Raw genomic sequence first — 25,321 nt, forward strand, 5'->3', positions numbered from 1 at the left:
CGGCCGCACCCCGACTCGGTCCGGGCCAGCTCCGTCGCGCCCCTGGCCGTCGGACCGCGCCCCGTCATGATCTTGAACACCGTTCAGGACTGTGCTGTACTTCCGAGCACACAGACTTGAACGCCGTTCAAGGCCCCTGGGGCCTGCGGCCGAACCGGAAGGCCCCCCATGGTCCAGACCGCTCCCGAGACCACCGCCGACGCCCCCGCCGACACCCCTGAGGCGACCCAGCCCCCCGTCTCGACCCGCCCCGTGTCCGCCGACCCGTTCGCGATCGCCGCGGCCGTCGCCACGGGTCACCGGCTCACCGCGGAGGACGGGCTGGCGATCCTGTCCACCCCGGACACGGACACCCTCCGGCTCGTCACCGAGGCCGGGCGCCTGCGCCGGCGGCACTTCGGCAACACCGTCAAGGTGAACTACCTCGTCAACCTGAAGTCCGGACTGTGCCCGGAGGACTGCACCTACTGCTCCCAGCGCCTCGGCTCGACCGCGGAGATCCTCAAGTACAGCTGGCTGAAGCCGGAGGAGGCCGTCGAGCAGGCCAAGCTGGGCATCGGCGGCGGCGCCTCCCGCGTGTGCCTCGTCGCCAGCGGCCGCGGCCCGTCCAACCGGGACGTGGAGCGCGTGGCCACCATGACGGACCAGCTCAAGGCCGAACATCCCGAGGTCGAGGTCTGCGCCTGCCTGGGCCTGCTCAAGGACGGCCAGGCGGACCGCCTCCGCGAGGCCGGGGTGGACGCCTACAACCACAACCTCAACACGGCCGAGTCCAAGTACGCGGACATCTCCACCACCCACACCTACGCCGACCGCGTGGAGACGGTCGAGCGCGCCAAGGGTGCCGGGCTGTCGCCGTGCTCCGGGCTGATCGTGGGGATGGGGGAGTCGGACGAGCAGGTCGTCGAGGCCGTGCTGGCCCTGCGGGACCTGGACAGCGACTCCATCCCCGTGAACTTCCTGATGCCCTTCGAGGGCACCCCGCTGGCCGGGACGTGGGAGCTCACCCCGCTGCGCTGCCTGCGCATCCTCGCACTGGTCCGCCTGGCGGCCCCGGCCACGGAACTGCGCCTGGCCGGAGGCCGCGAGATGCACCTGCGCGGCCTGCAGGCCACCGCCCTGGAGGTCGCCAACTCCCTGTTCCTGGGCGACTACCTCACGAGTGAGGGCCAGACCGCCGAGCAGGACCTGGCCATGATCGCCGACTCCGGCTTCCGCGTCCTCGGCACCGGGGAGAGGCCCGGCGCGGAGGCGGCGACCGGGCAGGCCGCGCCCTGGGCGGCGGTCCCGACCCAGACCTCCTCCCCCCAGGACTCCACCCCGCAGGCCTCCCTCTCGCAGGCCGGGGCGTCAATTCCGGGGCCCTGCGGAGGTCCCGCCGGTGCCGGCGGCCCGGCGTCCTCGCCCTGCGGTTCGCACGCCGAGACCGGGCCGGGCTGCGGCTGCGGCCACCCCGCCGAGCAGGCGGCCGGCATGGAGGCGGCCGGCGTAGAACCCCGCATCCGTCGGCGCGGGGCCGGCACCGCCGAGGCGCCGAACGCATGACGAGTCCCACCCTCGACCAGGCCCGGCCCGGCACCGCCTCGTCCACCACTACCTCGTCGACCACCGTGTCGTCCGCCGCGCCCTCTCTGCTGCAGCGCGATGCCGGCCTGGTCTGGCATCCCTACGCCCCGGTGGACGCCGGTGCGCTCTACGCCGTCCGCGGGGCCGAGGGCGTGCGCCTGCGCCTGGAAGGACCCGACGGCGGCACCCACGAGGTCATCGACGGCATGTCCTCGTGGTGGGCCGCCGTGCACGGGTACCGCCACCCCGCACTGGACGCCGCGGCCCGCACGCAGCTCGACTCGTTCAGCCACGTCATGTTCGGCGGGCTCACCCACGAGCCCGCCGTGGCCCTGGCCGAACGGCTCGTGGACGCGGCCCCGGACGGACTGCGGCACGTCTTCCTGGCCGACTCCGGCTCGATCAGCGTCGAGGTCGCCCTGAAGCTGGCCCTGCAGGTCCAGGCCTCCCGCGGCGAGCGCCGTCGGCGTCGTTTCCTGGCCCTGCGCGGCGGGTACCACGGGGACACCTTCGCCACCATGGGCGTGTGTGATCCCGAGGACGGGATGCACGCCGAGTTCACGGGACTCGTCCCGCAACAGGTCTTCCTGCCCCGTCCCCCGGCCGCCCGCCTGGGGGTGGACGGCACCTGGTCGTACGACGACGGTGCCCTGGCCTCGTGGGAGGAGACGGCCCGGGAGATCGCGGCCGGACTCGCCCCGGAGCTGGCGGGCATCATCTGCGAGCCGGTGCTGCAGGGGGCCGGCGGGATGCACGCTTACCCGCCGGCCGCCGTCGGGATCCTCCGCCAGATCGCGGACGAGCACGGCCTGCTGCTGATCCTCGACGAGATCGCCACGGGCTTTGGCCGGACCGGCCGGTTCTTCGCCGCGGAATGGGCGAGCGAGGAGTCCCTGCCGCGTGGCGGGGGTGAGGTCGTCCCGGACATCCTCTGCGTGGGCAAGGCCCTGACCGGTGGGTACCTGACGCTGGCGGCCATGCTGTGCACCGCCGAGGTGGCCGCCGACCTCGGTTCCGGCCCGAACGGCGGCGCGCTGCTGCACGGGCCGACGTTCATGGGAAACCCGCTGGCCTGTGCGGTCGCCAACGCCTCCCTGGACGTGCTGACCGGCCCGGACGGGTCCCAGCCGTGGCGGGCCCAGGTGCACGCCCTGGACTCGGGGCTGCGGCAGGCGCTGGCCCCGGCCGGGGAACTGGCCTGCGTCCGGGACGTGCGGGTCCTCGGCGGGGTCGGCGTCGTCCAGTTGCGTGGCCCCGTGGACGTGACCGCCGTGACCCGTGAGGTCGTCGCCCGGGGCGCCTGGGTGCGGCCCTTCCGGGACCTGGTCTACGTCATGCCGCCCTACGTCTGCACCGCCGGGGACGTCCGGGCGCTGGGTGCGGCGATCGTTGAGGGGGTGGACCGTGTCCACGGTTGAGTCACAGCACGCCGCACGCACGGGTGCGACCGGTGCCGCGGCCGGTCCCTGGACGGACTGGGTCGAGACCCGCGCCCGCGTGCGGCGGACCCGCGACGGCGAACGCCACGACCACCCTCGGCCGCGGGGTGACATCGACCTGGCCTCCAACGACTACCTCGGCCTGTCCCGGGACGCCTCGGTGGCCCGCGCGGCCGCCCGGGCCGCGCACCGGTACGGCACCGGTGCCGGGGCCAGCCGCGTGGTCACCGGCACCCACGCGCTGCTGCCCGCCCTGGAGCGTGACCTCGCCCGCTACGCCGGCCGCCGGGAGGCCCTCGTCTTCTCCAGCGGCTACGCCGCGAACCAGGGGCTGCTCGGGGCCCTCGGCGGGCCCGGGACGCTGCTGGTCTCCGACGCCCACGCCCACGCCAGCCTGATCGACGGCGCCCGGCTCGCCAAGGCCGAGGTGCGCGTCGTCGGCCACGGGGACCTGGGGGCGGTCGAGGAGGCGCTGTTCGCCCACCGCACCACGGCCGGGACCGGTGCCCGGGCCGCCGTCGTGATGGAGTCCCTGTACTCCGTGCTGGGGGACACCGCGCCCCTGGCCGAGGCCGCGGCACTGTGCGCGAGGTACGGTGCCCTGCTCATCGTGGACGAGGCGCACACCCTGGCCGCCGTGCCGGGGGGTTCCGCCGTGCGCGCCGCGGGCCTGGCGGACACCGGGCACGTGATCGTGACCGCCACCCTGTCCAAGGCCCTCGGTGCCCAGGGCGGGGCGATCCTGCTCGGTGGTGACGACGCGGCACGGTGGCGCTCGCACCTGCTCAACACCGCGCGGACCTTCATCTTCGACACCGCCCTCGCCCCGCCGACCGCCGGCGCCGCCCGGCGTGCGCTCGCCCTGGCCGACGACCGACGTATCGGCCGGCTGGTCCGCAATGCGGCCCTGGCGCACCGGGTGCTGGCCGCCCACCCGGTCACCGCGAACCGGGTCGAGCGCGGGGAGGGGGCCGTCCACTCGGTGCGGATGGGCAGCCCCGCCGCCGCTGTGCGCACGGCCGAGGCGCTGCGCCGGAACGGCATCGCGGTCGGTTGCTTCCGCCCGCCCAGCGTCCCGGACGGGATCGCCCGGCTGCGGATCACCGTGCACGCCGACTTGGCACCGCGCCGCCTGGTGCGGGCCCTGGAGACGGTGGCCGCAGCGATCGGACGGGAGGACCCGTGAGCTGCCCCTACGCGTCCACCGCCACGGCGGCCCCGACCGGCACCGCCCCCACTGCGCGGGCGCCCCTGTCCGATCCGCTGGTCACGGTGTACCCGGAGCAGGTCCTCGCTCAGCACCGGTGCGTCGAGGACCCGGCGACCGTCCGGGAGATCCTCCGGCGCCCCGAGTACTTCGCTGCGGACAACGCCCTGACGACGGCCATGCCCCTGGCGCCGGCCACGCTGCGCCGGCTTGCCGCTCGGCGCTTCAGCCTCCCGCCTGTCCTGGCCAGCGCCTCCGGCGAGCCGCACCGCGAGGTGCGCCGCATCGTCGCTCGCTTCTTCAGCCCCGCCAAGGTCGCAGCCCAGTCGGAGCCCATCCGGGCGCTGGTGCAACGGGTCTGCGACGGGCTCCGGGCCGAGCTCGACGCCGGAGGTACCGTAGACCTCGCCACCCACCTGGCCGCCGTGGTCCCACCGAGGATCATGGCCGCTCTCACCGGCGTGGCCACCCCGCCGCCGGCGGACCTGAAGCGCTGGAGCCGGGACTCGCTCGAACTGTTCTGGGGCTGGCCCGACGCCGAGCGGCAACTGGACCTGTCGGACAGCGCGATCGACTTCCACGCCTGGCTGCGGGACGAGGTCGATCGCTCCACCGCGACCGTAGGGGCCGGGGCGGGCCCCGGCCCGGGAGTACCCGGGCCGAACCTGTTCGCGGCACTGCACGCGGGAGGCGTCGACCGCGAGAGGATCCGATCGCTTGGCTACTTCCTGGTCATCGCCGGGCAGGAGACCACCGCGATGCTCGCCCAGACCGTGCTGGTCACGGCACTGGCCGAGGGCCGCTGGGCACAGTGCGCGGATCCCGGCGGCGGCACCGCGGCCAGCCGGGAGGTGGTCCGCCGCTCTCTGGCGAGAGCCTCTTCCGTGCCGACCTGGCGTCGGCTGGTCGTGAAGGACACGCAGGTGGGTCCTGAGCGCTTCGCCGCTGGCGAGCACCTGGTGCTGCGGTTGTCCGGTGGGGCGCTGGGCGAGACGGGAGATCCTTCCCTGGCCTTCGGGTTCGGGGTGCACCGGTGCCTGGGCGCCGGGCTTGCCGAGCTGGAGGCGGCGCTCATCCTCGAGGAGGCCGCCCGCGCCCTCCCGGGGCTGAAGCTCGCCGACGAACCGGAATGGGAGCACCTGCTCTCCTTCCAGGCCCCGCGGATGGTCCCGGTCCGGTCCGCCACCGTCGGGGTCGACCCGTGAGCGCGGCGGTCCTGTGCGTCACCGGCACGGACACGGACGTCGGCAAGACCATGGCCACGGCATGCCTGGCCGCCGCGGCGCTGGCGCGGGGCGACCGGGTGGCCGTGTACAAGCCGGCGCAGACGGGTGTCGGCCCGGTCGGGGCCGGGGACGTCGAGACCGTGGCGCGGCTGCTGGGGCACCCGGACCGGCTGACCGTGGCGGAGGGCGTGAGGCTGGGCCCGGCGATGGCACCGGTGGACGCCGCGCTCGAGGCCGGGGGAGAGGCCGCGGTGGAGGCGCTGCCGGGACTGGACTGGCACCTGGAGCGCATCGAGGCACTGGCCCTCGACCAGGACATCGTCCTGGTCGAGGGCGCCGGGGGACTGCTCGTGGAGCTGACCCCTGGCGGGGCGACCATTGCCGACCTCGCCCTCGGCGCGGGTGCGCCACTGGCCGTGATCACGCGCCCCGACCTGGGGACGCTGAACCACACGGGGTTGACGCTCGAGGCCGCCGCGCGCCGGGGCGTGCGGCCGGGGACGCTGATCGTGGGCAGCTGGCCGGTGGAACCGACCGCGGTGCACCGCGCCAACCTGGGCCGGTTGCGCGCCACGGCCCGGGACCACGGTTATGCCTGGGGTGGAGCGCTGCCGGAGGGCCTGTCCTCCGCCCCGGAGCAGGCCGTCTCCCGGGCGGCCACCGCGCTGGCCGCGGCGCTCGCCGGGGTGCTGCCGGGGAGGCTGCCGCCGCGTCCGGGCCGTTGACCGCACCGTCGTACCGTCCCTCGGGGGGAACCGGCCGTTGCCGGCACGACGAAAGCACGACGAAAGAGGGGCCCTACCGCGATCGGTAGGGCCCCTCTGGCGCTGACGTCAGGTCAGTGCCGCTCAGTTCACTTCAGCAGTGCGCGGGCGGCCCGGGTCCACGCGGCGGTGACGTCCTCGGCGAACCGGATCTGGGTGACGGCGGCGTCCTGGACCCACTGGACCTGGGCGGCGTCGACCATCTGGCGCTGCGCGGCGAACACGCTGCGGGCGGCCTGGGCGTAGTTGTCCACGACGAGGCGGCTGCCGGACTTGGAGGAGTCCATCATCGCCGAGTTGACCTCGTGCACCCGCACGGAGTTCTCCTGGAAGCTCTTGGCGGCCTCCTGGGTCATCTTGGCGACGTGCTCGGAGTTCTCCTGGAGGCGCTTGGTGGTCTCCTCGGCCATCTTGGCGGCCTTGGCGTAGTTGTCGACGACGACGCGGCTGTTGGCCTTGGCCGACTCCATCATCTCGGTGTTGAACGCCTTGACGCGCTCGGAGTTCTCCTCGAAGCGCTTGGCGGCGTCCTCGACCATCCGGGTGAGGCGCTCGGAGTTCTCCTCGAAGCGTTCGAGGGTCTCCTCCAGCATGGTGGTGGTGGTCTGGGTGGCCTGGTCGGCGGTGGCCTGGGCCTGGTCGGCGGTGGTGGTTGCAGCCATGGTGTCTCCTCGCGTTGATGTCCCTGGCAGCGGTGGTGCCTGCCGGTTAACAAAGTTAGCAACGTACTGCTAACTTTTTCAAGCCCGCGGGCCGCCGACCGTGTCCACCCCGGGGCTCGCCCCCGGGCCCCTACAGGGAGACGAGCAACAGCGTCCCGCCGAAGACCAGGCCGGAGGCGATCAGCACCACCGTGGTGTACCCCAGGATGTCCCGCATCTTCAGCCCGGCGATCGCCAGCAGTGGAATGGCCCAGAACGGCTGGACCATGTTGGTCCACTGGTCGCCGTAGGACACCGCCATGACCGTGATCGCCGGGTCCACCCCGAGTTCGGCACCGGCCGAGAGCATGATCGGGCCCTGCACCGCGAACTGCCCCCCGCCCGAGGGGACGAAGAAGTTCACCAGGCCCGCGGACAGGAAGGCCAGCAGCCCGAAGGTGACCGGGGTGGAGATCGCCACGAAGGCGTCCGAGAACACCTGGATCAGTCCGGAACCGGTCATCATGCCCAGGATGCCCGCGTAGAGGGGGAACTGCAGCAGGATCTCGCCCACGTTGGAGGCGGCGTTCTTCGTCAGGGCGATCAGCTCGAAGGGGTTGCGCACCAGGAGCAGGATCAGGGCCAGGAAGGACCAGTTCACGGTGTCCAGGGTCAGCGTGCCGCCCTGGGCGAAGTGCAGGACCAGGTAGGCCGTGAGCATCAGGCCCAGCAGCAGGGTCACCACCCGGCTGGCGTCCAGCCGGTCGGCCGGGGTGACGATCTCCTCCTGGCCGTCGTCGGCCTGCTCCCGGGCGTCGATCTCCAGCTCCTTGATCCTGTCCCCGGGGCGCGGGGCCACCAGGAACAGGGCCAGGCCCACCACCAGGATGGTCGCGACGGCGGCGATCATGTTCCACGAGGAGAAGACGGTCTCGGTGATCGGCAGCGTCTCCCCGCCCAGCGGTTCGATGAGGAACGAGCCCTCCGTCGCGGCCGTCAGGGGACCGGAGGCCGAGTAGCCCATGTGCCAGACCACGAACCCGGCGAAGCCCGAGGCCACCAGCATGGGGAAGTGCAGCTTCATCCCGCGCTCGCGGCCCTGGTAGGCGACCTCCCGGGCGAGCAGCCCGCCGACCACCAGCCCCAGGCCCCACGTGATGAGGCTGGCGACGGCGGCCACCACGAAGACGAAGACGTACGCCATCAACGGCGAGCTCGGGACGCTCCCCAGGAAGGCGAGCAGCCGGCGGACCGGTCCCGTGTTGGCCAGGATGTGCCCGAGCAGCAGGATCAGCGCCATCTGCGTGATGAAGGACAGCAGCCCGGCCAGGCCGTCGCCCCAGTACAGGATCAGGTCGGCCGGCCCGGTGTCGGTGAGGATCAGGGCCAGGATCGCGACGATGAACGTCAGGGCGATCGAGAACACGAGGGCGGAGGGGATGAACCGCTCCACCACGTTGTTGATGGGGCGCATGGCCCGGGACAGGGGCGTCCCCTCCTTGCGAGGACGGGTCTCGGTGCTACCGGGCGCGCTGGACATGGTGCGGTCTCCTCATCTGCCGCCGTATCCCGGCGGCGGGCAGGTGGGGCGTGCAGGGGATCCTGCAGCCTCGAGCGTGACGCCTCTCACGGTATGGAGGGACCATGCCCCGGTCAATCCACCCCTTCCCGGTCACCCAGGATCGCCCGCCCATGCGCCCTTCCGTCCCCCGGCGTCGCCCGTCAGGATTCAGGCATGGAGACGTTCACCGCCCTCGAGGACGAGATCGTGGTCCACCTGCCCACCGGGCGGGTCTGGGAGCTGCTCACGGACTGGGCGGCCGCGCCCGTCTGGCTGCCCGGAGTGGACGAGATGCACGTCAACGGGCCGGTGGGCCCGGGCCAGGAGCTCACCTATGTGGCCGGCGGGCACGAACGCCAGTACACCCTGTCCACGTTCGACCCGGGCCACGGCCTGACCATGGTCAACGGCACGGACGACTCGGACCTGCGCGTGGAGTACGGCTACCTGTTGCTCCCGGACGGTGACTGGACCCGGGTGCAGCTGCGGGTGGCCGTTCGCTCCGTCCAGGACCTGCACGACGAGGCCGAGGACCTGGCCACCGCGCTCGCCGACGCCGAGGCCACCCAGCTGGAGGAGTTCCGCGCCTACGCGGAGAAGGCCCCCTAGTCCGGCGGCGGTCCCACGGCGTCGTGCGGCGTGACGGTGCGTGGCCGTCGTCGGGAGGGCCCCGGCGACGGCTGGTAAACTCCCGATGTAAGGCCCTCAGGTGATGTACCACACGGTCGAGTCCCGGGATGACCCCGTCGGACCGCTCGCCGGGGGCGTTTTCCATGTCGAGGGCCGGGCGGGAACATCCCTCCGGCCTGCTCAGGAGAGATGCACTCATGCCAGCAATCGCGATCGTCGGCGCCCAGTGGGGCGACGAAGGCAAGGGCAAGGCCACCGATCTGCTCGGCGGCCGGGTCGACTACGTGGTCAAGCCCAACGGCGGCAACAACGCCGGGCACACCGTGGTCGTGGGCGGCGAGAAGTTCGAGCTGAAGCTGCTGCCGGCCGGCATCCTGTCCCCGAACGCCGTGCCCGTGATCGGCAACGGCGTGGTGGTGAACCTCGAGGCACTGTTCGAGGAGATCGACGGCCTCGAGTCCCGCGGCCAGCGCTGTGACCACCTGCGCATCTCCGCCAATGCCCACCTGGTGGCCCCGTACCACCAGACCATGGACAAGGTGACCGAGCGCTTCCTCGGCAAGCGCGCCATCGGCACCACCGGCCGCGGCATCGGCCCCACCTACATGGACAAGGTCGGGCGCCTGGGCATCCGCGTCCAGGACGTGTTCGACGAGTCGATCCTGCGGCAGAAGATCGAGGGCGCCCTGCGGCAGAAGAACGAGCTGCTGGTCAAGCTCTACAACCGCCGGGCCATCACGGTGGACGAGATCGCCGAGTACTTCCTGTCCTTCGCCGAGCGGCTGCGCCCGATGGTCGTGGACTCGACGATCCTGCTCAACGACGCCCTGGACGAGGGCAAGGTCGTGCTCATGGAGGGCGGCCAGGCCACCTACCTGGACGTGGACCACGGCACCTACCCGTTCGTCACCAGCTCCAACCCGACGGCGGGCGGGGCCTCCGTGGGCGCCGGCATCGGCCCGACCCGCTTCACCCGCACCATCGGGATCGTCAAGGCCTACACCACCCGCGTGGGCTCCGGCCCCTTCCCCACCGAGCTGTTCGACGAGGACGGCATGGGCACCCGGTTGCGCACCGTGGGCGGCGAGTTCGGCGTGAACACCGGCCGGCCCCGCCGCACCGGGTGGTACGACGCCGTCATGGCCCGCCACGCCACCCGCATCAACGGCTTCACCGACTACTTCGTGACGAAGCTGGACGTGCTCACCGGCATCGAGCGAATCCCGGTGTGCGTGGCCTATGAGGTGGACGGGGTGCGGCACGACGACATGCCGATGACCCAGACCGAGTTCCACCACGCCCAGCCGGTCTACGAGTACTTCGACGGCTGGACCGAGGACATCTCCGGCGCCCGCACGATGGACGACCTGCCGGCCAACGCACGTGACTACGTCCTGGCCCTGGAGAAGATGTCCGGCACCCGGATCTCCGCGATCGGCGTGGGCCCCGGCCGCGACCAGGTGGTCCAGGTCCGCGACCTCATCGAGGACTGACCCCCGGGGTCAGCCCCGCCCCGGGTCCGCAGACTGCCGCCCGGTGTCCTGCCAGAAGGCATGCACCCGGGCGTTCCAGGCCTCCGGGACCTCCTGGAACGGCTGGTGCGCCTCGCCGTCCATCACCTCGAACAGGGCGCCGGGGATCTCCGCGGCGACCGCCCGGCCCAGGTCCGGGCGGGTCAGCGCGTCCGCACCCCCGGCCAGCACGAGCGTCGGGACGGAGATCCCGCCCAGCCGGCCCCGCGCGTCATGGGCGAGGCAGGCGTCGGCGAACGCGCGGAAGTCCTCGGTGCCCTGTGGGTAGGGGAACACCATGACCTCGTCGATGAAGCGGGCCACCGTCCCGTCGTTGTGGGCCCTGGGGGTGTACACCCAGGTGAAGAAGCCCTCCAGGAACTCCCGCGGACCCGGAGCTAGCTCGGCCTGCCAGTGAAGGGCCCGGAACTGGGTCCGCATGTACTCGTCGGCGGCGGCGAAGGTGCTCTGCAGCACCAGGCTGCGCACCCGGTGGGGGTGCCGCAGTGCCAGTTCCTGGGCGATGAGGCTCCCGCCGGAGAACCCGGCCACGTGGGCCGAGTCGATGTCCAGTGAATCCAGCACCGCGGCCGCATCGTCGGCGATCGCCGCGAGGGTCAGTTCTCCGGGCGGCCTCGCCGTCCGCCCGGCACCGCGGTTGTCGAACGCGGTGATCCGGTAGCGGTCCGCCAGCCCGTCCAGCTGGAACTGCCACGACTCCACCGTGTCCCCGAGCCCGCCGATCAGCAGCACGTCGGGCCCGTCACCGACCTGCTCGGTCCAGACCCGCACATCGCGCGCCTGCACATGCCGTCCCATGACGACCTCCCGGGTCCGTGGCTTCGCCGTCACGTCCGTAAGGTACTCGCCACGGGGAGGGAAGGCACGGATTCCGGTGCGGGCGCGCTCAGCATCTCCGCGACGAAGCCGTCCGGGCGGACGAGCACGGCGGTCCCGTCGGGCAGCCCCTGCTCCGGTGCCGCCCGGAACGCGTACACCGGCAGCTCCGGCGCCTCCGGTTCCCCGGCACCCCGCTCCGGGTCCGCGCGGGAGGGCCGTCCTCCCGACGTCGGCCGGGCCACGCCGGCGGCCTTGTCCCGGTGCCGTTCGGCCAGCTCGCGGGCGCCCCGCACGGCGGCCGGTCCGTAGGCGTGCACCTGCCACACCGGGTGGTTGAGGGCCTCGTGGTTGTCCCCGCGCCCGTCGCCGCCGGGCACCGGACCGGCGTGGCCGGCGTCGGGCACCCAGGGCAGGCGACGGCCCAGCACCCGCCCACGTCGCTGGCCCGGAGCGGGCCTGCCACCCGGCCCCATCCAGTAATGGATCCTGACCTGGGAGAGGTAGCCGAAGAACCGGCCGCCCGCCGGTGACCGGGGTATCAGCCGGAGCACCACGGGCAGCACCACCGGGACCACCACCGAGCGAACGATCCTGGCCACCGGACTCAGGGAGGTCACCGCCGCGAACACGCGGTCGGTGGTGCGAGTCAGGGTCAGCGCCACGGGCCGGCGCTCGGTCTCGTAGCGGTCCAGTGCCGCCTCGTCCGCACGGCCGGCGATGACGTCGGCGAGCAGGCACACCAGGTTCTGTGCGTCCTGCAGGCCGGTGTTCATCCCCTGGGCCCCCACGGGGGAGTGGATGTGGGCGGCGTCACCGGCTAGGAACACGGCGCCGGTGCGGAAGGCGGCCGCCACCCGGTGGTGCACCCGGTAGCGGCTGGCCCACGCGGTGTCCGCGTCGGGGATGCCGAACGTGCCGGACAGGATGGGCCGAGCCCGGGCCTCGATCGCGCGCGGGCCGGCGTCGGGCGCCTCCGAGCCGGCCCCGGGCGCGCGCAGGATGCCCAGGAGCCGGGCCCGGCGCCGGCCCTGCTCGTCCCGGCCCATCGGGAAGCAGAGCGCGAAGTGCTCCGCCGAGAAGTGGACCTCGATGCCGTCACCGGTCCCGTGCACGCCGAGCGCGTCCAGCACGTAGAACTCGAACGGGCTGGTGGTCCCCTCGAAGTCCGTCCCCAGCGCGTGCCGGACGGGGGAGGAGGCGCCGTCGGCGGCGATGACGTACCGGGCACGGACCCTCACCGGACCGGCGGAGGACTCGAGATCGACCACGGCCCGGCCCTCCGGCGTCGTCTCCAGGGACCGGAAGGAGTACCCCCAGGCGACCGGTCGCCCCAGAGTGGCCAGGTGCTCGGCGAGGATCCGTTCGTTCGCGCTCTGCTCCAGGATGTGCAGTCCCGGGAACGGCGTGATCCGGTGGCCCACCTGGTCCAAGTGCACGGTGCCGAGCAGCCTGCGGCCGATGCCGGGACTGATGTCACGGGCCGGGACGGCCGCCCGCTCCACGGCATCCGCCAGCCCGAGTTGCCGATACACCTCCAACGAGCGGGACTGCAGGCCCAGGGCGCGGGACTCGCGGGTCGGCCCGGCCTTGGCGTCCACGACGACGGCCCGCAGCCCGAGCCGGGCACACCAGGCCCCTGCCATCAGCCCGGTGGGTCCGGCGCCCACGACGAGCACGTCCGTGGCCACGGCGCGTGGAGGCGGGGAGGAGCGCGGGGAGGACGCGAGGGGATCCGGGGTGCCGGCAGCAGGCATGACCTCAGGGTAGGGCGGGGCCCGTCGCCGTTCCATGGGCGGGGGGCGCTTGCCCCGCAGGGTGCTCCTCCGTCCCCGGCGAGACCCGCTACGGGCCCGGACCTTCCGCGCCGGCCCGTGCACTGGCACGATGGCCGCATGCATCGTCGCGTCGAGGTCCACGGGGCCGTCTCACCGGAGGTGGCATGGACGCGGTACGAGCGGTTCGACGCCTGGCCGGGGTGGGCGCCGCACATCCGCCGGGTCGAGGCCGACGGCGAGGTGATCCACCCCGGGGCCCGGGGGACCGTCCACGGGCCCGCGGGCCTCAGGGTGCCGTTCCGGATCGATTCCGTCGACCCGGCGCGGTGCACCTGGTCCTGGACCGTGTGGGTGCCCGGCAGCCGGCTCATCCTGTTCCACGACCTGGCGGCCGAGGGCACCGGCACCCGGGCCGGCGTCGACCTGGACGGGCCCGCCGTGCTGGTGGCGCCCTACGCGCCGTTCACGCGATGGCCCCTGCGCCGGCTGGTCCGGCCGGCCGGGGACTAGGGTGGGAGGACACTGCCGGAGAAGTCGAGGAGCACGGGCCCATGAGGATCAGCGTCGGACAATTCCGCCCCACCGGAGTGGCCGCAGAGAACGTCGCCACCATGGAACGGCTGGCGCGCCAGGCCCGGGACGACGGGGCCGGGCTCATCCTGTTCCCCGAGGAGTCCATGTTCACGGTCCGGCACGTGGCCGGCTCGTTCGCCGAGTCCGTCGACGCCGGCTGGTCCAGCTTCGTGCGCGACCTCACCCGGATCGCCGCGGACCTGCAGATCGCCATCGTCGCCGGCGGGTACGAGCCCTCGGGCACCGACCGGCCGTTCAACACGCTCGTCGCGGTGGACGCCACCGGCAGGATCATGGACAAGTACCGCAAGATGCACCTCTACGACGCCTTCAAGTACAAGGAGTCCGACCGGATCACCCCGGGCGTGCGGGACCTGTCCATCGTGGAGATCGGCGGGCTGCGTTTCGGCATGATGACCTGTTACGACCTGCGCTTCCCCGAGGTGGCCCGGGCCCTGGCCGTGGGCGGGGCCGACGTGCTGCTGGTGCCGGCCGCCTGGTTCGCGGGCGACCACAAGGTCGATCACTGGCAGACCCTGCTCAAGGCCCGCGCGGTGGAGAACACCGTCTGGGTGGTGGCCGCCGACACCCGCAGTGACACCACCATCGGGCACTCGACGATCGTGGACCCGCTGGCCATCCCCGTGGCGTCCCTCACCGAGGAGGGCGAGGCGATCGCCACCGCCGACGTCACCCGGGAGCGCATCGACGAGGTCCGGTCCTTCCTGCCCGTGCTGGCCAACCGCCGGACCGACATCCTCGGCTGACGGGACCGCTCCCAGCAACCTCCCAGCTGGTATCCGGTCCATTCTCACGTCTGCTTCCTAGGCTGGAGCCACCTCATCAAGGTGCGAGTGATGACAGAGGGCCCCGGGCCCGGCATGATTGCGTTCCCCTCACGCAGCCGGACTACCCGGGGCCCTGCCATGTCCTGAGGCGCAGGGCAGTCCTCAGCCGCTGCCCTCCTGCCAGGACTGCCAGCGATCTCACAGTCTCCACCCGGTTTCCCCACAAGTACGGCCCCTACGCTGAAGGAGCCTCATCAAGGTGCGAGTGATGAAGGTGCGAGTGATGACAGGGGCCCCGGGCCCGGCGTATGCGATTCCCCTCCGCAGCCGGATACCCGGGGCCCTGCTCGTGCCCCCGGTCGGAGCGGAGCCCCGGTCCGACCTCCTTGGCGCATCGGTCCCATAGAGGCAATACTCGGGGACTACCGTCCAGCCGACGACCATCAGGAGGACACCATGGCATTGAAGAACCTGTTCAACCGGGCCCGCAACTACGCCAACAGCCCGGAGGGGCGGCGGCTCATCGGCCAGGGCACGGACGCCCTGCGCCAGTACGGCACGAAGAACCGGGGTGCCCAGGGCGGACGCCGTCGGTCGGGATCGAGCGGGCTCATCGGCATGGCCCAGCGCTTCCTCGGCCGCGGCGGCCCCTCGGGCACGACCCGCCGGCCCTGACCCCGCCGCATCCCGCGCCCCCGGCACGCGTTCGCGTCTGCTGCCGGGGGCACGGGCTCATGCCGGGTGGAGCAGGTCCTGTTCCTCCACGGCATCCCGGGACAGGGTCCGGTAGCCCTGCTCCTCGAACAGCACGGTGAGGCGGTCCTCGTCCACGCTCATCACGATCCCCGGTCCCCACTCCCGGTGGGTCACCGCGCTCTGCAGGGGGAACCGGTCGTCGTCGTGCGTCAGGTCCACGGCGGTGCCGTCATCGCAGTTGTCGCAGTTGCCGCAGGGGTCCGCGAGTTCCTCGCCGAAGTATCCCAGTAGGTACTGGCGGCGGCACCCGTCCGTCTCGGCGTACCCGCGCATCATCTCGATGCGTGAGCGGTCAATCCGCTCCAGCCGCTCGGCCGTCTCCTCGGCCAGCCGTGCAGCCGTCTTCGGACCCACCCTGTCCATCAGCAGCAGTCCCTCCCGGGTGGAGGCCACGGCGCCGGCGGCCTGCAGCAGGTTGACCGTGCCGGTGACACGCCGGGCGCTCACCTCCACGGCCTCCTTCAGGTGGGTCAGCCGCACCGGGCCGTCCGCTCGCTGCAGTTCCCTGACGACGGCGCTCACCACCTCCTGGTCCGCCTGCTGGGAGCTGAAGAAGCTGCGCAGGCCGAGATCCTCGCTGCGGTAGTGCAACACCACCCGGGCGTCCTCGCCGTCGCGTCCGGCGCGGCCGGCCTCCTGGTAGTAGGTGTCCAGGGAGTCGGTGATGTCGGCGTGCACCACGAACCGCACGTCCGCCTTGTCGATCCCCATGCCGAATGCGCTGGTCGCCACCACCACGTCCAGTCCGCCGTCCAGGAACAGCTCCAGGGTCTCATCCCGCAGCGCGGTCTTCTGGCCGGCGTGATAGGCCCGGGCCGTCAGGCCACGCTCGGCGAGGCGTTCGGCGTAGTCCTCGGCCGCGCGACGCGTGGCCGTGTAGAGCAGTCCCGGGCGCGGCAGGCCGGCCACCTGCTCCAGGACGGCCTCGTGCTTGTGGTGGTCCTCGTGGTGCCGGTGCACGGCCAGGTGCAGGTTGGGCCGGTCGAAGCCCAGAGCGATGACGAACGGATCGGACAGGACCAGCCCCTCCACGATCTCCTCCCGTACCGGGGTCGAGGCGGTTGCGGTGAGCGCGATGATGACCGGTGAGCCCATCCGGTCCCGGGAGGCGCCGAGGCGCAGGTAGTCCGGCCGGAAGTCATGGCCCCAGGAGGAGACGCAGTGCGCCTCGTCCACCACGAGGAAAGCCGGACGGAGGGACCGCAACCGCTCCAGGACTGCGTCCTTGGCCAGCTGTTCGGGCGTCAGGAACACGAACTTCGCCGCCCCGTCCTCCAGGGCCTGCCAGGCACCCTCCTGCTCGCGGGCGGGGACGGAGGAGTTGATGGCCACCGCGTGCGTCGGGGCGCTCTCGGCCAGCTCGTTGAGGCCGTCGCGCTGGTCCGCCTGCAGGGCGATCAGCGGGGAGACGACCACGCAGGGCCCGTCCGCCATCAGCGCGGCCAACTGGTAGACGGCCGACTTCCCGTAACCGGTCGGCATCACGGCGAGCACGTCCCGGCCGGACACCGCGGCCTCCACCGCCTCGGCCTGGCTGGGGCGCAATTCCTCCCAGCCGAAGACCTCGTGGGCGAGCCGGTGGACGTCCGTCGGAGTCGTCGTCATCCCCTCACTCTAGGAGACCGGCCGGTGGGAAGGCCCCCGTGTCTGGCAGCCGCAGTCATGGCGCTGGAACCCGGTGAACGCGGGCCGTTCGGGTGAGGGGCCTTTCAGCCTGGGCTGGAAGCGCTGGGCACCCGTGTAGACAGCGGCCTTCGCCGCGCACCTGGGCACCTGGGCGCCGATCCTCTGGGAGAACAAGGGCCGCTACGTGACCCAGCAGGGTGCTCAGGGCGCCACCGAACCCTCGCTCACCGCCTCCCCGGAGCTGCAGGAGGCCCAGGAGCAGCTTCGGCTGCTGCAGTGGACCATCCCCGCCTTCGCCGGGGCCGTGATCGTGCTGGGCGCCCAGCACGGCGAACTGCAGAGGGCGCGAAACCTCCGGCCCAAGCGACTGGACAACGTCAAGGCCGTGGCCCGTCTCGTCCCGATGAGGGGGCCCGCCGGAGTGGTCAAGTCGCTGCTGACCTTCTGACCGGGCCCATGAGGGGCCCATCGGCGGCGGCCGCCCCGAGACGGGGCGCGGCCGCCGCCGGCGGGATCAGCGGTCCAGTTCCTGGCGCCGGGAGGAGATCACGCCGGTGTTGAAGCCGGCGAGGTTCAGGCCGCCGTGGAAGCGGGCGTGCTCGATCTTCACGCAGCGGTCCATCACGATGTCCATCCCGTGGGACTCCGCCAGGTGGGCGGCCTCCTCGTTCCAGATGCCCAGCTGCAGCCAGACGGCCTTCGCACCGGCCTCGCGGGACTCCTCCACGATGCCCGGGGTGTCCTCGGACTTGCGGAAGACCTCCACGAGGTCCGGGACCTCCGGCAGGTCCTTCAGCGAGGCGTACACCGGGTGGCCGAGGATCTGCTTGCCCTGCTCGGCCAGGATCGGATTGACGAAGTAGACCCGGAAGGTGGTCGAGGACAGCAGGTAGGTCGCCACGAAGTACGACGCGCGGGCGGGCTTGTCCGAGGCGCCGACGATGGCGATCGACTCGGTCTGGCGCAGCAGCGCCAGGCGCTCCGGCGCGGACGGTCCGGTCCAGGTGCGGTCGGGCAGAACGGTGCTCACTTGGCGGCCTCCTTCAGGGCGGCGTTCACGGCGGCCTCCAGGGCCTGGTCCAGGTCCCAGAGGATGTCCTCGACGTCCTCGATGCCCACCGAGATGCGGATCAGGTCCTCCGGGATGCCGCCGGCCACGAGCTGCTCGGCGGTCAGCTGCTGGTGCGTGGTGGAGGCCGGGTGCAGCACGAGGGTCTTGGCGTCGCCGATGTTGGCCAGGTGGCTGGCCAGCTGCAGGTTCGAGATGAACTCGGCCCCGGCGTCGCGCCCGCCCTTCACGCCGAAGCTGAACACGGAGCCCACGCCCAGCGGCAGCAGCTCCCTGCCCCGCTCGTAGTGGGGGTGGGACGGCAGGCCCGCGTAGTTGACCCAGCTGACCCGATCGTCGGCCTCGAGCCACTCGGCCACCCGCTGGGCGTTGGCCAGGTGGGCGTCCATGCGCTGTGCCAGGGTCTCGATGCCGATCATCAGCTGCTGGGCCGAGGCCGGCGCGAGGGCAGGGCCGAAGTCACGCAGCTGCTCCGAGCGCAGCTTGGTCAGGAAGCCGTACTCGCCGAAGTTGCCCCACCAGGAGACGTCCCCGTAGGAGGGGACCGGCTCGGTCATGGACGGGAACCTGCCGTTGTCCCACGGGAAGAGCCCGGACTCGACGACGACGCCGCCCAGGGTGGTGCCGTGCCCGCCGAGGAACTTGGTGGCCGAGTGGATGATGATGTCCGCCCCGTGCTCGAACGGGCGGATCAGGTACGGCGGGGTCAGCGTGGAGTCCACCACGAGCGGGACGCCGGCGGCGTGGGCCACCCTGGCCAGGCCGGGCAGGTCCACGATGTCCCCGGAGGGGTTGGCCACGACCTCGGTGTAGACGGCCTTGGTGTTCGGCTGGATGGCCGCGGCGAAGTCCTCGGCCTCCATCGAGTTCACGAACGTGGTCTCGATCCCGAACCGGCGCAGCGAGACGTCGAGCTGGGTGATGGTGCCGCCGTAGAGCTTGGAGGAGGCCACGATGTGGTCCCCCGCCTGACAGAGGGCAGCGAAGGTGACGAACTCCGCGGCCATGCCGGACGCCGTCGCGACCGCCCCGATGCCGCCCTCCAGCGAGGCCATCCGCTCCTCGAACGCGGCGACCGTGGGGTTGCCGATCCGGGAGTAGATATTGCCGTACTTCTGCAGCGCGAACAGGTTCGCGGCGTCCTGGGCGGACTCGAAGACGTAGGAAGTGGTCTGGTGGATCGGCACGGCGCGGGATCCGTGCACGGCGTCGGGGACGGCGCCGGCGTGCAGGGCGCGGGTACGGAAGCCGAACTGGTGTTCTGCCACGGGGGTCCTTCCAGCAAGGGGGTGGGGGCCGGTCGGCCGCGCGGTGCTGACCGCGTCCCGGTCCCGTTTCGTCCCATTGTTCCCGACGCCGGCCCGATCCGGGCAACTGGAGGACGAAAGATGACCCGGCAGCGTCAGGCGCGCATCACGGCGTCTCGAGGATCAGGAGCGTCCCCTCGTGCGCCGGAAGGGTGATCTCGAGGCCCTGTTCCCCGCCGACGGTCCCGCAGACCTCCTCGGTGAAGGCATCGACCACCACGCTGTCCTGGGCGAGGTGATCCGACCGGACCGCGGCCGTGACGGTGTCCGTGGAGAAATTCAGCACGGTGACCGCCAACTGCCCGGTCGCGGTGCGCTGCACCAGGGCCAGCAGTGCGGGGTGGGACGCGGTCGCGACGTCGAGGAGCTCCCCGGCCGCGATGCCGTGTTCCTTCCGGACCTCGAGGACGCGCGCGAGCCGGCGGGCAAAGGAGTCCTCGTCGGCCAGCTGGTCCGGGATCGGCGCGTACAGGCTCCGGGCACGGGGGAGGCCGGACCCGGAGGACCGGGATTCGGGGGCCATGCCCATGAGGTTGTGCGCACCGCGGTTGATCCACCGGGTGTCTCCCTGGGCGATCAGCTCGGCGACCTGTTCCCGGGGCAGCGGGAGCACGCCCCGCAGGTCCCACCCGGACAGGGCGAAGACCCCGGGCTGCAGGGAGTTGTACATCGCCAGCAACAGGTGTCCTCGGCGGACCTGCTCGAGTTGGTCGTCGCTGATCTGGTCCAGGTCGGTGATCCCCAGGGCCGCGGTGACCACGCTGGCCGTGGTGCACGCGATCCCGTTGGTCGTGAAGGTCAGGTTGTAGGGAGCCGCCGGCCCGGTGATCCGCTCGCGCAGGGTCGACTGGATGTGCTCCGCGAGCTCCCCGCCGGTGAGGGTCCGCCCGCCGAGCTCGAACTCCCGGTCCCGGTGCCGCACGGCGAAGTGGATGAGCTCGTAGGTGAGCTCGTCGTGGTTCTGCAGGGCGTGAACCAGGCTGGCGGCGTCGACGCCGATGGCCAGGGCCTCGCGCAGGGTCAGCCTCAGGAACTCCGTGTCCTGCGTGACGAGGGCATGGTGGTAGGCCGGCCGCGTGACGAAGTCGTAGGACAGGTCCGGGCCGGTCATGGACGTCGTCTTGATGTCGTCGATGGACAGGTTCAACTCCTGGAAGGTGAAGCCGCCGACCTTGCGCACCATGGACCCCAGGAGCTGGTTCGCCGCCTCGGACAGGGGATGGCCCTCGGACCAGCCGGCCCCCTGGTCCGCCCCCTTCTCCACGCCCAGGAAACCGTTGGCGTCCAGGCGCAGCGCACCGGCGCCCAGGTCCAGCAGGGAGTGCAGCGCGTCACCCATCACCATGCGCATGCCCGAGAACGTCGGGTCGAGCCAGTTCAGGGACGGCTGCCCGTCCTTGAAGTAGTGCAGGTAGACCCAGCGGTGCAGTGTGCCCTCGGTGTCCAGCACGGGCCGGGTCGCACTCCAGTTGGTCTCCTTGACCCCGGGCTCGTAGAAGATCACCCGCTGCAGCTCCCCGATGATGTACCCCGCGTCCTGCAGGGCGCGCTCGGACTCCCGGTCGAGATTGGCCGAGTCCTTCCCGGCGGGGACCTCGGGCAGCAGGTGCCAGTCCGACTCCGGGATGTCGATCATGTGGAACAGGCCGGGATAGTCCCGGTAGTTCATCTCGGCCAGCCGGAAATCCGCGCCCTTGCCGGTGTGACCGGGCACGATGTCATCGATGACCGTCCCGCCACGGTCCCTGGCCACGGCGCACATCGCGCGGAACTCGTCCTCGGTGCCGAACAGGGGATCGATGGCCATGCTGATGCGGTCGAAATGGCCGTCCACGCTGGGGGTGTAATTCCATCCGTCCAGCCCCCCGGCCCGTTTCAGGGGACCGGTGTGGATCGCGGTGATGCCGATCTGCGCGAAGGCGTCCCACAGGGCGGGCTTGCCCAGGGCGCCCAGGAAGGACTGCCCGGGTTCCGTGATGACGGCCAGCGGATACGAGGTCACCCACACGCTGGCGGCCTCCACGGCGCGCCGCGGATCGGGGCGGGCGTAGGCGTGCTGCCACATGCTGGCCTGGCCGGACAGCTGGCGGCCCAGCGTCTTGGCGTCCCCCAGCATGGACTGCCCGCGCAGCCACTGGACGTAGGCCGGGTTCGTCCCCACCGGTTCGAAGGGAGGCTTGGCCGCCCCGAACTGCTGGTTGCGGCGCGCCCTCGGACGGGCGGCACGGGGCCGGGCCGGGTAGAAGACCTCGTCATAGTTGACGTCCGCGGGGGTGTCCACGTCGGCGGTGGGCACGGGGATGTCCGCGGGGACGCCCCCGTCACCCTGGGAATCGGTCTCGGGAGTGGGCACCCGGTCTCCTTCCATGTCACGAGGGTCACGTGACCACGCCCTGCAGTGTTGCGCGCAGTCAGGACTCATCCTTGCAGTGCTGAGCGCCGTCTGCCACCGGACGTCCGTGCGGCCGGCGCTAACCTTGCCCCATGTCCTCCGCCCCGGTCCGCCTCCTGCTCCTGGCAGACACCCACGTCCCGAACCGGGCACGCGCCCTGCCGGCCCAGGTGTGGCGGGCAGTCGACGAGGCGGACGTCGTCTTCCACGCGGGGGACTGGCAGGTCCCGGAACTCCTGGATGAACTGGAGTCCCGGGCCCGCCGCCTGGTGGGCGTGTGGGGCAACAACGACGGCGCCGAGTTACGCCGGCGCCTGCCTGAGGTGGCGCGCGTGGAGATCGGCGGGGTCGGGTTCGCGATGACCCACGAGACGGGCGCGGCGCGCGGCCGGGAACGCCGGATGGCGCAGGTGTTCCCCGAAGTGGACGTCCTCGTCTTCGGGCACAGTCACATCCCGTGGGACACCGTGGCGGGGGAGGACACCGCGAACCCCGGACTGAGACTGCTCAACCCGGGCTCGCCCACGGACCGGCGGCGCCAGCCCGAGTGCACGATGATGACGGCGGTCGTCCAGGACGGCCAGCTGACCCAGGTCCACGTGCGCCCGGTGGACCGCACCCCCTGACCGCAGCTGTCCAGGGCCTCAGGTGCCGCAGAAGGTGCGGTACCGTCCGAAGTCCTCGGGCGGGCCCTCGGCGTAGCGTTCCAGCCCGGGCCGCTCCTCGAACGGCTGGGTCACCGCCTCCAGCAGCTTTTCCAGGGGCCCGACGTCGTCCGCCTGCGCGGCGGCGAGCGCCTCCTCCACGAGGTGGTTGCGCGGGATATAGAGGGGGTTGGCGCGGTCCATCAACTCCGGGTCGGGGCTCAGGGCCCCCCAGCGCTCCAGCCAGTCGTCGAGGGCCGGCCGGTCGGTGAACACCGCCTGGACCGGCCCGGTGTCCCCGCGGGCGGCCTGGCCCAATCGGCGGAAGAACCCGGTGAAGTCGATGTGGTCCTGCTGCAGCAGGGCGAGCAGTTCGTCGGCCAGCGGTCCCGCCGTCTCCTGCGCGATGTCCGTGGACAACCCGAGCTTGCGGCGGACTCCGACCGCGAAGGCGTCGCTGAACTGGCGGGTGAAGTCCTGCAGCGCATCCGTGACGAGCTCGACCGCCACGTTCGGGTCCTCGTGGAGTTCCGGCAGCAGGGCCTCGGCGAAACGGGCCAGGTTCCACTGGGCGATCGCGGGTTGGTTCCCGTAGGCGTAGCGTCCGGCCGTGTCGATCGAGCTGTAGACGGCGGCGCGGTCGAAGGCGTCCATGAAGGCGCACGGCCCGTAGTCGATGGTCTCGCCCGAGATGGTCATGTTGTCCGTGTTCATCACCCCGTGGACGAAGCCCACCAGCAGCCACTGTGCCACGAGCGAGGCCTGGGCCGAGACCACCTCGCGGAACAGGGCCAGGGGTGGGTTGTCCGCGTCCGCGGCCTGCGGGTGGTGCCGGGCGATCGCGTGCTCGGCCAGGCGGCGCAGCACGGTGGGGTCCTCGAGGCTGCGGGCGTACTGGAAGCTGCCCACCCGCAGGTGGCTGGCCGCCACCCGGGCGAGCAGCGCCCCCGGCAAGGGTCCGTCCTCGCGCAGCACGCTCCGCCCGGTGCCGACCACCGCCAGGGAGCGGGTGCTCGGGATGCCCAGGGCGTGCATCGCCTCGCTGACGACGTACTCGCGCAGCATGGGCCCGACGGCGGCCCGGCCGTCCCCGCCGCGGGCGAAGGGCGTGGGCCCGGACCCCTTGAGGTGCAGGTCCCGCAGCTGACCGTGATCGCCGTTCCCGGCGCCCAGTTCACCGAGCAGCAGGGCGCGCCCGTCTCCGAGGCGCGGGACGTACACCCCGAACTGGTGCCCGGCGTAGGCCTGGGCGACGGGGGTGCCGAGCGCGACGGGGGAGGTGCCCTCCGCACCCGCGGCAGCGCCGGCGTCGGGACCCACGCCGGTGCCGGTGAGGAACCGCAGCCCCTCGGGGGTGCGCAGCCACTCGGCGTCCAGGCCGAGCCCGGCTGCCAGCGGCTCGTTGAGCACCAGCAATTGCGGCGCCGGGGTGTCCTCGGCGCGCCACGGGATGGCCAGCTCCGGCAGGTCGGTGGCGAATCGAGCCTGCAGGGCGAGGGCGGGGGTGGTGTGGCTCATGCGTCCAGCGTAGTCACGGGCCGGACCCGGGAGTGAGGTGCCGCCGGTCCGGCCTCGTCCGCCGCCGGCCGGGTCCGTAGGCTACGGGCACCGGCCCTCACGGAGAGGAGAGTGCGATGGCACGTCCGCCAGCCGCCGCAGACCGCACCGGGGAGCTCACGACGTCCCGGCTGGCCCGCGCCCAGGGCCTGTACGTGCTGGTGACCGGGGCCTGGCCGCTGGTGCACTACCGCAGTTTCGAACGCGTGACCGGACCCAAGGCCGACCGCTGGCTGGTGCAGACCGTGGCCGGCCTGGCCGTGACGATCGGCTGGTCCATGCTCCGGTCCGGCTCCGCCCCGGAGGCACACCCGACGGCGGCCCGGCTCGGTGTGGGCTCCGCGCTCACCTTCGGGGCCATCGACGCGGTCTACGGCACGAGCGGCCGGATCCGGCGGATCTACCTGGCGGACGCCGCCGTGGAGGCCGGTTGGCTGGCCGCCTGGCGGTCAGCGGGGCGGGTCAGGAAGGACCGTGACGCCGGGCCTCGACCACGGCGGGCTGGATTCCCCGCTCCCAGGGCCGGCCGTGCCCGGGCAGGACGAGCGTAGCCCCGGTGGCCAGGAGGGCGTCCAGCGAGCGCAGGGCCTGGGCGCTGTCCGCGGTGGCCGCGCCCGCCACGATCCGCGGCCCGGTCTCACCGGTGTAGGGATCCAGGGTCACGAGGGCGTCCCCGGTCAACAGGGCATCGCGGTCGGGCAGGTGCAGCGCGCAGTGCCCGTGGGTGTGGCCCGGGCTGGCGACGACGCGCGGCCGTCCGGGCACCGGCAGGGTGTCCCCGTCCTCGATGTGGTCCGTGACCCGGGTGCCCCTCACGGCCAGTGCGCCGCCGGCCAGCATGGCCGAGAGGATCGGCACGGCGCGGGGGTGCTTCAGCGGATAGGCGGCGCGGGGGTTCTCGTGGGCGTACCGGTAGGGGTGCGCGGCCAGGGTGCGCTCGGCGCGGTGCGCGTACACCGGCACTCCCAGGCGGTGCACGAGGCGCCGGGCGACGCCCACGTGGTCGAAGTGCGCATGCGTGAGCACGAGGGCCTTCACGTCCTCGGGCCGGCGGCCGATCGTGCGGATCGAGCGGCCGAGCTCGGTCCAGACGCCGGGCAGTCCGGCGTCGACCAGCGTGACGCCGTCGTCGTCCTCGACCAGGTAGCAGTTGACGTGCGCGTGGTCGATCAGGTGTATGCCGGGGGCGATGTCCTGGGTGAGCATGGGTCCTCCCGGGTCGTCCAAGGGTGTCCGTTCTCCACCGTAGGGGGAGGAAGGGCGCGGAGGGAGGGGCTGCCCCGAGGCGCCGGGCACGAGCAGGGCCCCGGGTAGTCCGGCTGCGTGAGGGGAACGCATTCTGCCGGGCCCGGGGCCCTCTGTCGTCACTCGCACCTTGATGAGGTGCTTCCCACCGTAGGCAACGGTCGTGGGGACCGGCCGGGTGCCGGCTGGGTATCGCCTGACAAT

Annotated in this window: 22 protein-coding genes and 1 pseudogene; 13 read left to right on the plus strand and 10 right to left on the minus strand. The window is 72.4% G+C overall.

Going from position 1 to position 25,321, the window contains the following annotated elements; all coding sequences use genetic code 11:
- Window positions 1–168: 168 nt before the first annotated feature.
- Genes bioB through bioD form a run of 5 tightly spaced genes read left to right on the plus strand, consistent with a single transcriptional unit; the run spans window position 169 to window position 6,163 of the window.
- Window positions 169–1,545: a biotin synthase BioB gene (gene bioB, locus Q0283_RS01270; protein WP_221243772.1), complete on the plus strand. Its 1,377-nt coding sequence runs from the start codon at window positions 169–171 to the stop codon at window positions 1,543–1,545.
- On the plus strand, window positions 1,542–2,984 hold the full coding sequence (bioA, locus tag Q0283_RS01275; protein WP_183529386.1) for an adenosylmethionine--8-amino-7-oxononanoate transaminase: 1,443 nt from the start codon (window positions 1,542–1,544) through the stop codon (window positions 2,982–2,984). Before bioB ends, bioA begins: the two co-directional genes overlap by 4 nt.
- A complete protein-coding gene (locus Q0283_RS01280) occupies window positions 2,971–4,191 on the plus strand; it encodes an aminotransferase class I/II-fold pyridoxal phosphate-dependent enzyme (protein ID WP_183529384.1) in 1,221 nt (406 codons plus the stop codon). Before bioA ends, Q0283_RS01280 begins: the two co-directional genes overlap by 14 nt.
- Entirely contained in the window at window positions 4,188–5,417 is a 1,230-nt protein-coding gene (locus Q0283_RS01285) for a cytochrome P450 (RefSeq protein WP_298042090.1), read from the plus strand. Before Q0283_RS01280 ends, Q0283_RS01285 begins: the two co-directional genes overlap by 4 nt.
- The gene (bioD, locus tag Q0283_RS01290; RefSeq protein ID WP_298042091.1) at window positions 5,414–6,163 is read left to right on the plus strand and encodes a dethiobiotin synthase; all 750 of its coding nucleotides are present in this window, start codon (window positions 5,414–5,416) and stop codon (window positions 6,161–6,163) included. The genes Q0283_RS01285 and bioD overlap by 4 nt, the downstream gene beginning before the upstream one ends.
- A 128-nt stretch (window positions 6,164–6,291) precedes the next feature.
- On the opposite strand, the gene Q0283_RS01295 is transcribed toward bioD, so the two are convergent.
- Window positions 6,292–6,864: a hypothetical protein gene (locus Q0283_RS01295; protein ID WP_298042093.1), complete on the minus strand. Its 573-nt coding sequence runs from the start codon at window positions 6,862–6,864 to the stop codon at window positions 6,292–6,294.
- A gap of 130 nt (window positions 6,865–6,994) precedes the next feature.
- Window positions 6,995–8,317 (minus strand): short-chain fatty acid transporter, encoded by a 1,323-nt coding sequence (locus Q0283_RS01300; RefSeq protein WP_298042250.1) that lies wholly within the window; start codon window positions 8,315–8,317, stop codon window positions 6,995–6,997.
- Window positions 8,318–8,578: 261 nt separating this feature from the next.
- Between Q0283_RS01300 and Q0283_RS01305 the strand changes: the two genes are divergently transcribed.
- Both Q0283_RS01305 and Q0283_RS01310 read left to right on the plus strand, forming a co-directional pair.
- A complete protein-coding gene (locus tag Q0283_RS01305) occupies window positions 8,579–9,013 on the plus strand; it encodes an SRPBCC family protein (protein WP_010143530.1) in 435 nt (144 codons plus the stop codon).
- A gap of 218 nt (window positions 9,014–9,231) precedes the next feature.
- On the plus strand, window positions 9,232–10,527 hold the full coding sequence (locus tag Q0283_RS01310) for an adenylosuccinate synthase (RefSeq protein ID WP_010143529.1): 1,296 nt from the start codon (window positions 9,232–9,234) through the stop codon (window positions 10,525–10,527).
- A gap of 9 nt (window positions 10,528–10,536) precedes the next feature.
- Here Q0283_RS01310 and Q0283_RS01315 read toward each other — a convergent pair whose 3' ends face one another.
- Together Q0283_RS01315 and Q0283_RS01320 are read right to left on the minus strand one after the other, a co-directional pair.
- Window positions 10,537–11,397 carry an alpha/beta fold hydrolase gene (locus Q0283_RS01315; RefSeq protein ID WP_298042095.1) on the minus strand — a complete coding sequence of 287 codons (861 nt, stop codon included), beginning with the start codon at window positions 11,395–11,397 and terminating at the stop codon, window positions 10,537–10,539.
- Entirely contained in the window at window positions 11,394–13,139 is a 1,746-nt protein-coding gene (locus Q0283_RS01320; protein ID WP_298042096.1) for an FAD-dependent monooxygenase, read from the minus strand. Before Q0283_RS01320 ends, Q0283_RS01315 begins: the two co-directional genes overlap by 4 nt.
- A 138-nt stretch (window positions 13,140–13,277) precedes the next feature.
- Here Q0283_RS01320 and Q0283_RS01325 point away from each other — a divergent pair, with 138 nt between their 5' ends.
- The 3 genes from Q0283_RS01325 (at window position 13,278) to Q0283_RS01335 (ending at window position 15,196) form a co-directional block, all read left to right on the plus strand.
- The gene (locus tag Q0283_RS01325; protein ID WP_298042098.1) at window positions 13,278–13,670 is read left to right on the plus strand and encodes an SRPBCC family protein; all 393 of its coding nucleotides are present in this window, start codon (window positions 13,278–13,280) and stop codon (window positions 13,668–13,670) included.
- 41 nt (window positions 13,671–13,711) lie between these two features.
- Complete coding sequence (locus Q0283_RS01330) at window positions 13,712–14,500, plus strand: carbon-nitrogen hydrolase family protein (protein ID WP_298042100.1); 789 nt, start codon at window positions 13,712–13,714, stop codon at window positions 14,498–14,500.
- Window positions 14,501–14,977: 477 nt separating this feature from the next.
- Window positions 14,978–15,196: a hypothetical protein gene (locus tag Q0283_RS01335; protein ID WP_010143523.1), complete on the plus strand. Its 219-nt coding sequence runs from the start codon at window positions 14,978–14,980 to the stop codon at window positions 15,194–15,196.
- Between the two features lie 57 nt (window positions 15,197–15,253).
- On the opposite strand, the gene Q0283_RS01340 is transcribed toward Q0283_RS01335, so the two are convergent.
- Entirely contained in the window at window positions 15,254–16,882 is a 1,629-nt protein-coding gene (locus Q0283_RS01340; protein WP_298042103.1) for an ATP-dependent DNA helicase RecQ, read from the minus strand.
- 106 nt (window positions 16,883–16,988) lie between these two features.
- On the opposite strand from Q0283_RS01340, the pseudogene Q0283_RS01345 reads away from it, so the two are divergent.
- Window positions 16,989–17,258 (plus strand): annotated as a pseudogene (locus Q0283_RS01345) (hypothetical protein); the annotation flags it as partial.
- Window positions 17,259–17,417: 159 nt separating this feature from the next.
- On the opposite strand, the gene Q0283_RS01350 reads toward Q0283_RS01345, so the two are convergent.
- The 3 genes from Q0283_RS01350 to treS form a co-directional block, all read right to left on the minus strand.
- Window positions 17,418–17,933 carry a CoA-binding protein gene (locus Q0283_RS01350; protein WP_010143520.1) on the minus strand — a complete coding sequence of 172 codons (516 nt, stop codon included), beginning with the start codon at window positions 17,931–17,933 and terminating at the stop codon, window positions 17,418–17,420.
- A complete protein-coding gene (locus Q0283_RS01355) occupies window positions 17,930–19,240 on the minus strand; it encodes an O-acetylhomoserine aminocarboxypropyltransferase/cysteine synthase family protein (RefSeq protein WP_010143519.1) in 1,311 nt (436 codons plus the stop codon). Before Q0283_RS01355 ends, Q0283_RS01350 begins: the two co-directional genes overlap by 4 nt.
- 145 nt (window positions 19,241–19,385) lie before the next feature.
- Window positions 19,386–21,575: a maltose alpha-D-glucosyltransferase gene (gene treS / locus Q0283_RS01360; RefSeq protein ID WP_298042253.1), complete on the minus strand. Its 2,190-nt coding sequence runs from the start codon at window positions 21,573–21,575 to the stop codon at window positions 19,386–19,388.
- Window positions 21,576–21,763: 188 nt separating this feature from the next.
- Here treS and Q0283_RS01365 point away from each other — a divergent pair, with 188 nt between their 5' ends.
- Window positions 21,764–22,297 carry a metallophosphoesterase gene (locus tag Q0283_RS01365; protein WP_183529335.1) on the plus strand — a complete coding sequence of 178 codons (534 nt, stop codon included), beginning with the start codon at window positions 21,764–21,766 and terminating at the stop codon, window positions 22,295–22,297.
- Window positions 22,298–22,315: 18 nt separating this feature from the next.
- Here the strand turns inward: Q0283_RS01365 and Q0283_RS01370 are convergent, their stop codons facing one another.
- The gene (locus Q0283_RS01370) at window positions 22,316–23,833 is read right to left on the minus strand and encodes a YdiU family protein (protein ID WP_183529333.1); all 1,518 of its coding nucleotides are present in this window, start codon (window positions 23,831–23,833) and stop codon (window positions 22,316–22,318) included.
- A 116-nt stretch (window positions 23,834–23,949) separates the two neighbouring features.
- Between Q0283_RS01370 and Q0283_RS01375 the strand changes: the two genes are divergently transcribed.
- Window positions 23,950–24,423: a hypothetical protein gene (locus Q0283_RS01375; RefSeq protein WP_183529331.1), complete on the plus strand. Its 474-nt coding sequence runs from the start codon at window positions 23,950–23,952 to the stop codon at window positions 24,421–24,423.
- On the opposite strand, the gene Q0283_RS01380 is transcribed toward Q0283_RS01375, so the two are convergent.
- Window positions 24,335–25,078, minus strand: coding sequence for an MBL fold metallo-hydrolase (locus Q0283_RS01380; RefSeq protein ID WP_298042110.1), 744 nt, complete (start codon window positions 25,076–25,078; stop codon window positions 24,335–24,337). The genes Q0283_RS01375 and Q0283_RS01380 overlap by 89 nt on opposite strands.
- Window positions 25,079–25,321 lie beyond the last annotated feature (243 nt).

It is taken from the genome of uncultured Citricoccus sp. (assembly GCF_937871995.1).
In the GTDB taxonomy this organism is placed as follows: Bacteria; Actinomycetota; Actinomycetes; order Actinomycetales; family Micrococcaceae; genus Citricoccus.

Bases quoted from the DNA above. Each gene is read 5' to 3' on its own strand.
- bioB (WP_221243772.1), top strand. From the start codon at position 169: ATGGTCCAGACCGCTCCCGAGACCACCGCCGACGCCCCCGCCGACACC.
- bioA (WP_183529386.1), top strand. From the start codon at position 1,542: ATGACGAGTCCCACCCTCGACCAGGCCCGGCCCGGCACCGCCTCGTCC.
- Q0283_RS01295 (WP_298042093.1), bottom strand. From the start codon at position 6,864: ATGGCTGCAACCACCACCGCCGACCAGGCCCAGGCCACCGCCGACCAG.
- Q0283_RS01300 (WP_298042250.1), bottom strand. From the start codon at position 8,317: ATGCGCCCCATCAACAACGTGGTGGAGCGGTTCATCCCCTCCGCCCTC.
- Q0283_RS01305 (WP_010143530.1), top strand. From the start codon at position 8,579: ATGGAGACGTTCACCGCCCTCGAGGACGAGATCGTGGTCCACCTGCCC.
- Q0283_RS01310 (WP_010143529.1), top strand. From the start codon at position 9,232: ATGCCAGCAATCGCGATCGTCGGCGCCCAGTGGGGCGACGAAGGCAAG.
- Q0283_RS01320 (WP_298042096.1), bottom strand. From the start codon at position 13,139: ATGCCTGCTGCCGGCACCCCGGATCCCCTCGCGTCCTCCCCGCGCTCC.
- Q0283_RS01325 (WP_298042098.1), top strand. From the start codon at position 13,278: ATGCATCGTCGCGTCGAGGTCCACGGGGCCGTCTCACCGGAGGTGGCA.
- Q0283_RS01330 (WP_298042100.1), top strand. From the start codon at position 13,712: ATGAGGATCAGCGTCGGACAATTCCGCCCCACCGGAGTGGCCGCAGAG.
- Q0283_RS01335 (WP_010143523.1), top strand. From the start codon at position 14,978: ATGGCATTGAAGAACCTGTTCAACCGGGCCCGCAACTACGCCAACAGC.
- Q0283_RS01340 (WP_298042103.1), bottom strand. From the start codon at position 16,882: ATGACGACGACTCCGACGGACGTCCACCGGCTCGCCCACGAGGTCTTC.
- Q0283_RS01365 (WP_183529335.1), top strand. From the start codon at position 21,764: ATGTCCTCCGCCCCGGTCCGCCTCCTGCTCCTGGCAGACACCCACGTC.
- Q0283_RS01370 (WP_183529333.1), bottom strand. From the start codon at position 23,833: ATGAGCCACACCACCCCCGCCCTCGCCCTGCAGGCTCGATTCGCCACC.
- Q0283_RS01375 (WP_183529331.1), top strand. From the start codon at position 23,950: ATGGCACGTCCGCCAGCCGCCGCAGACCGCACCGGGGAGCTCACGACG.
- Q0283_RS01380 (WP_298042110.1), bottom strand. From the start codon at position 25,078: ATGCTCACCCAGGACATCGCCCCCGGCATACACCTGATCGACCACGCG.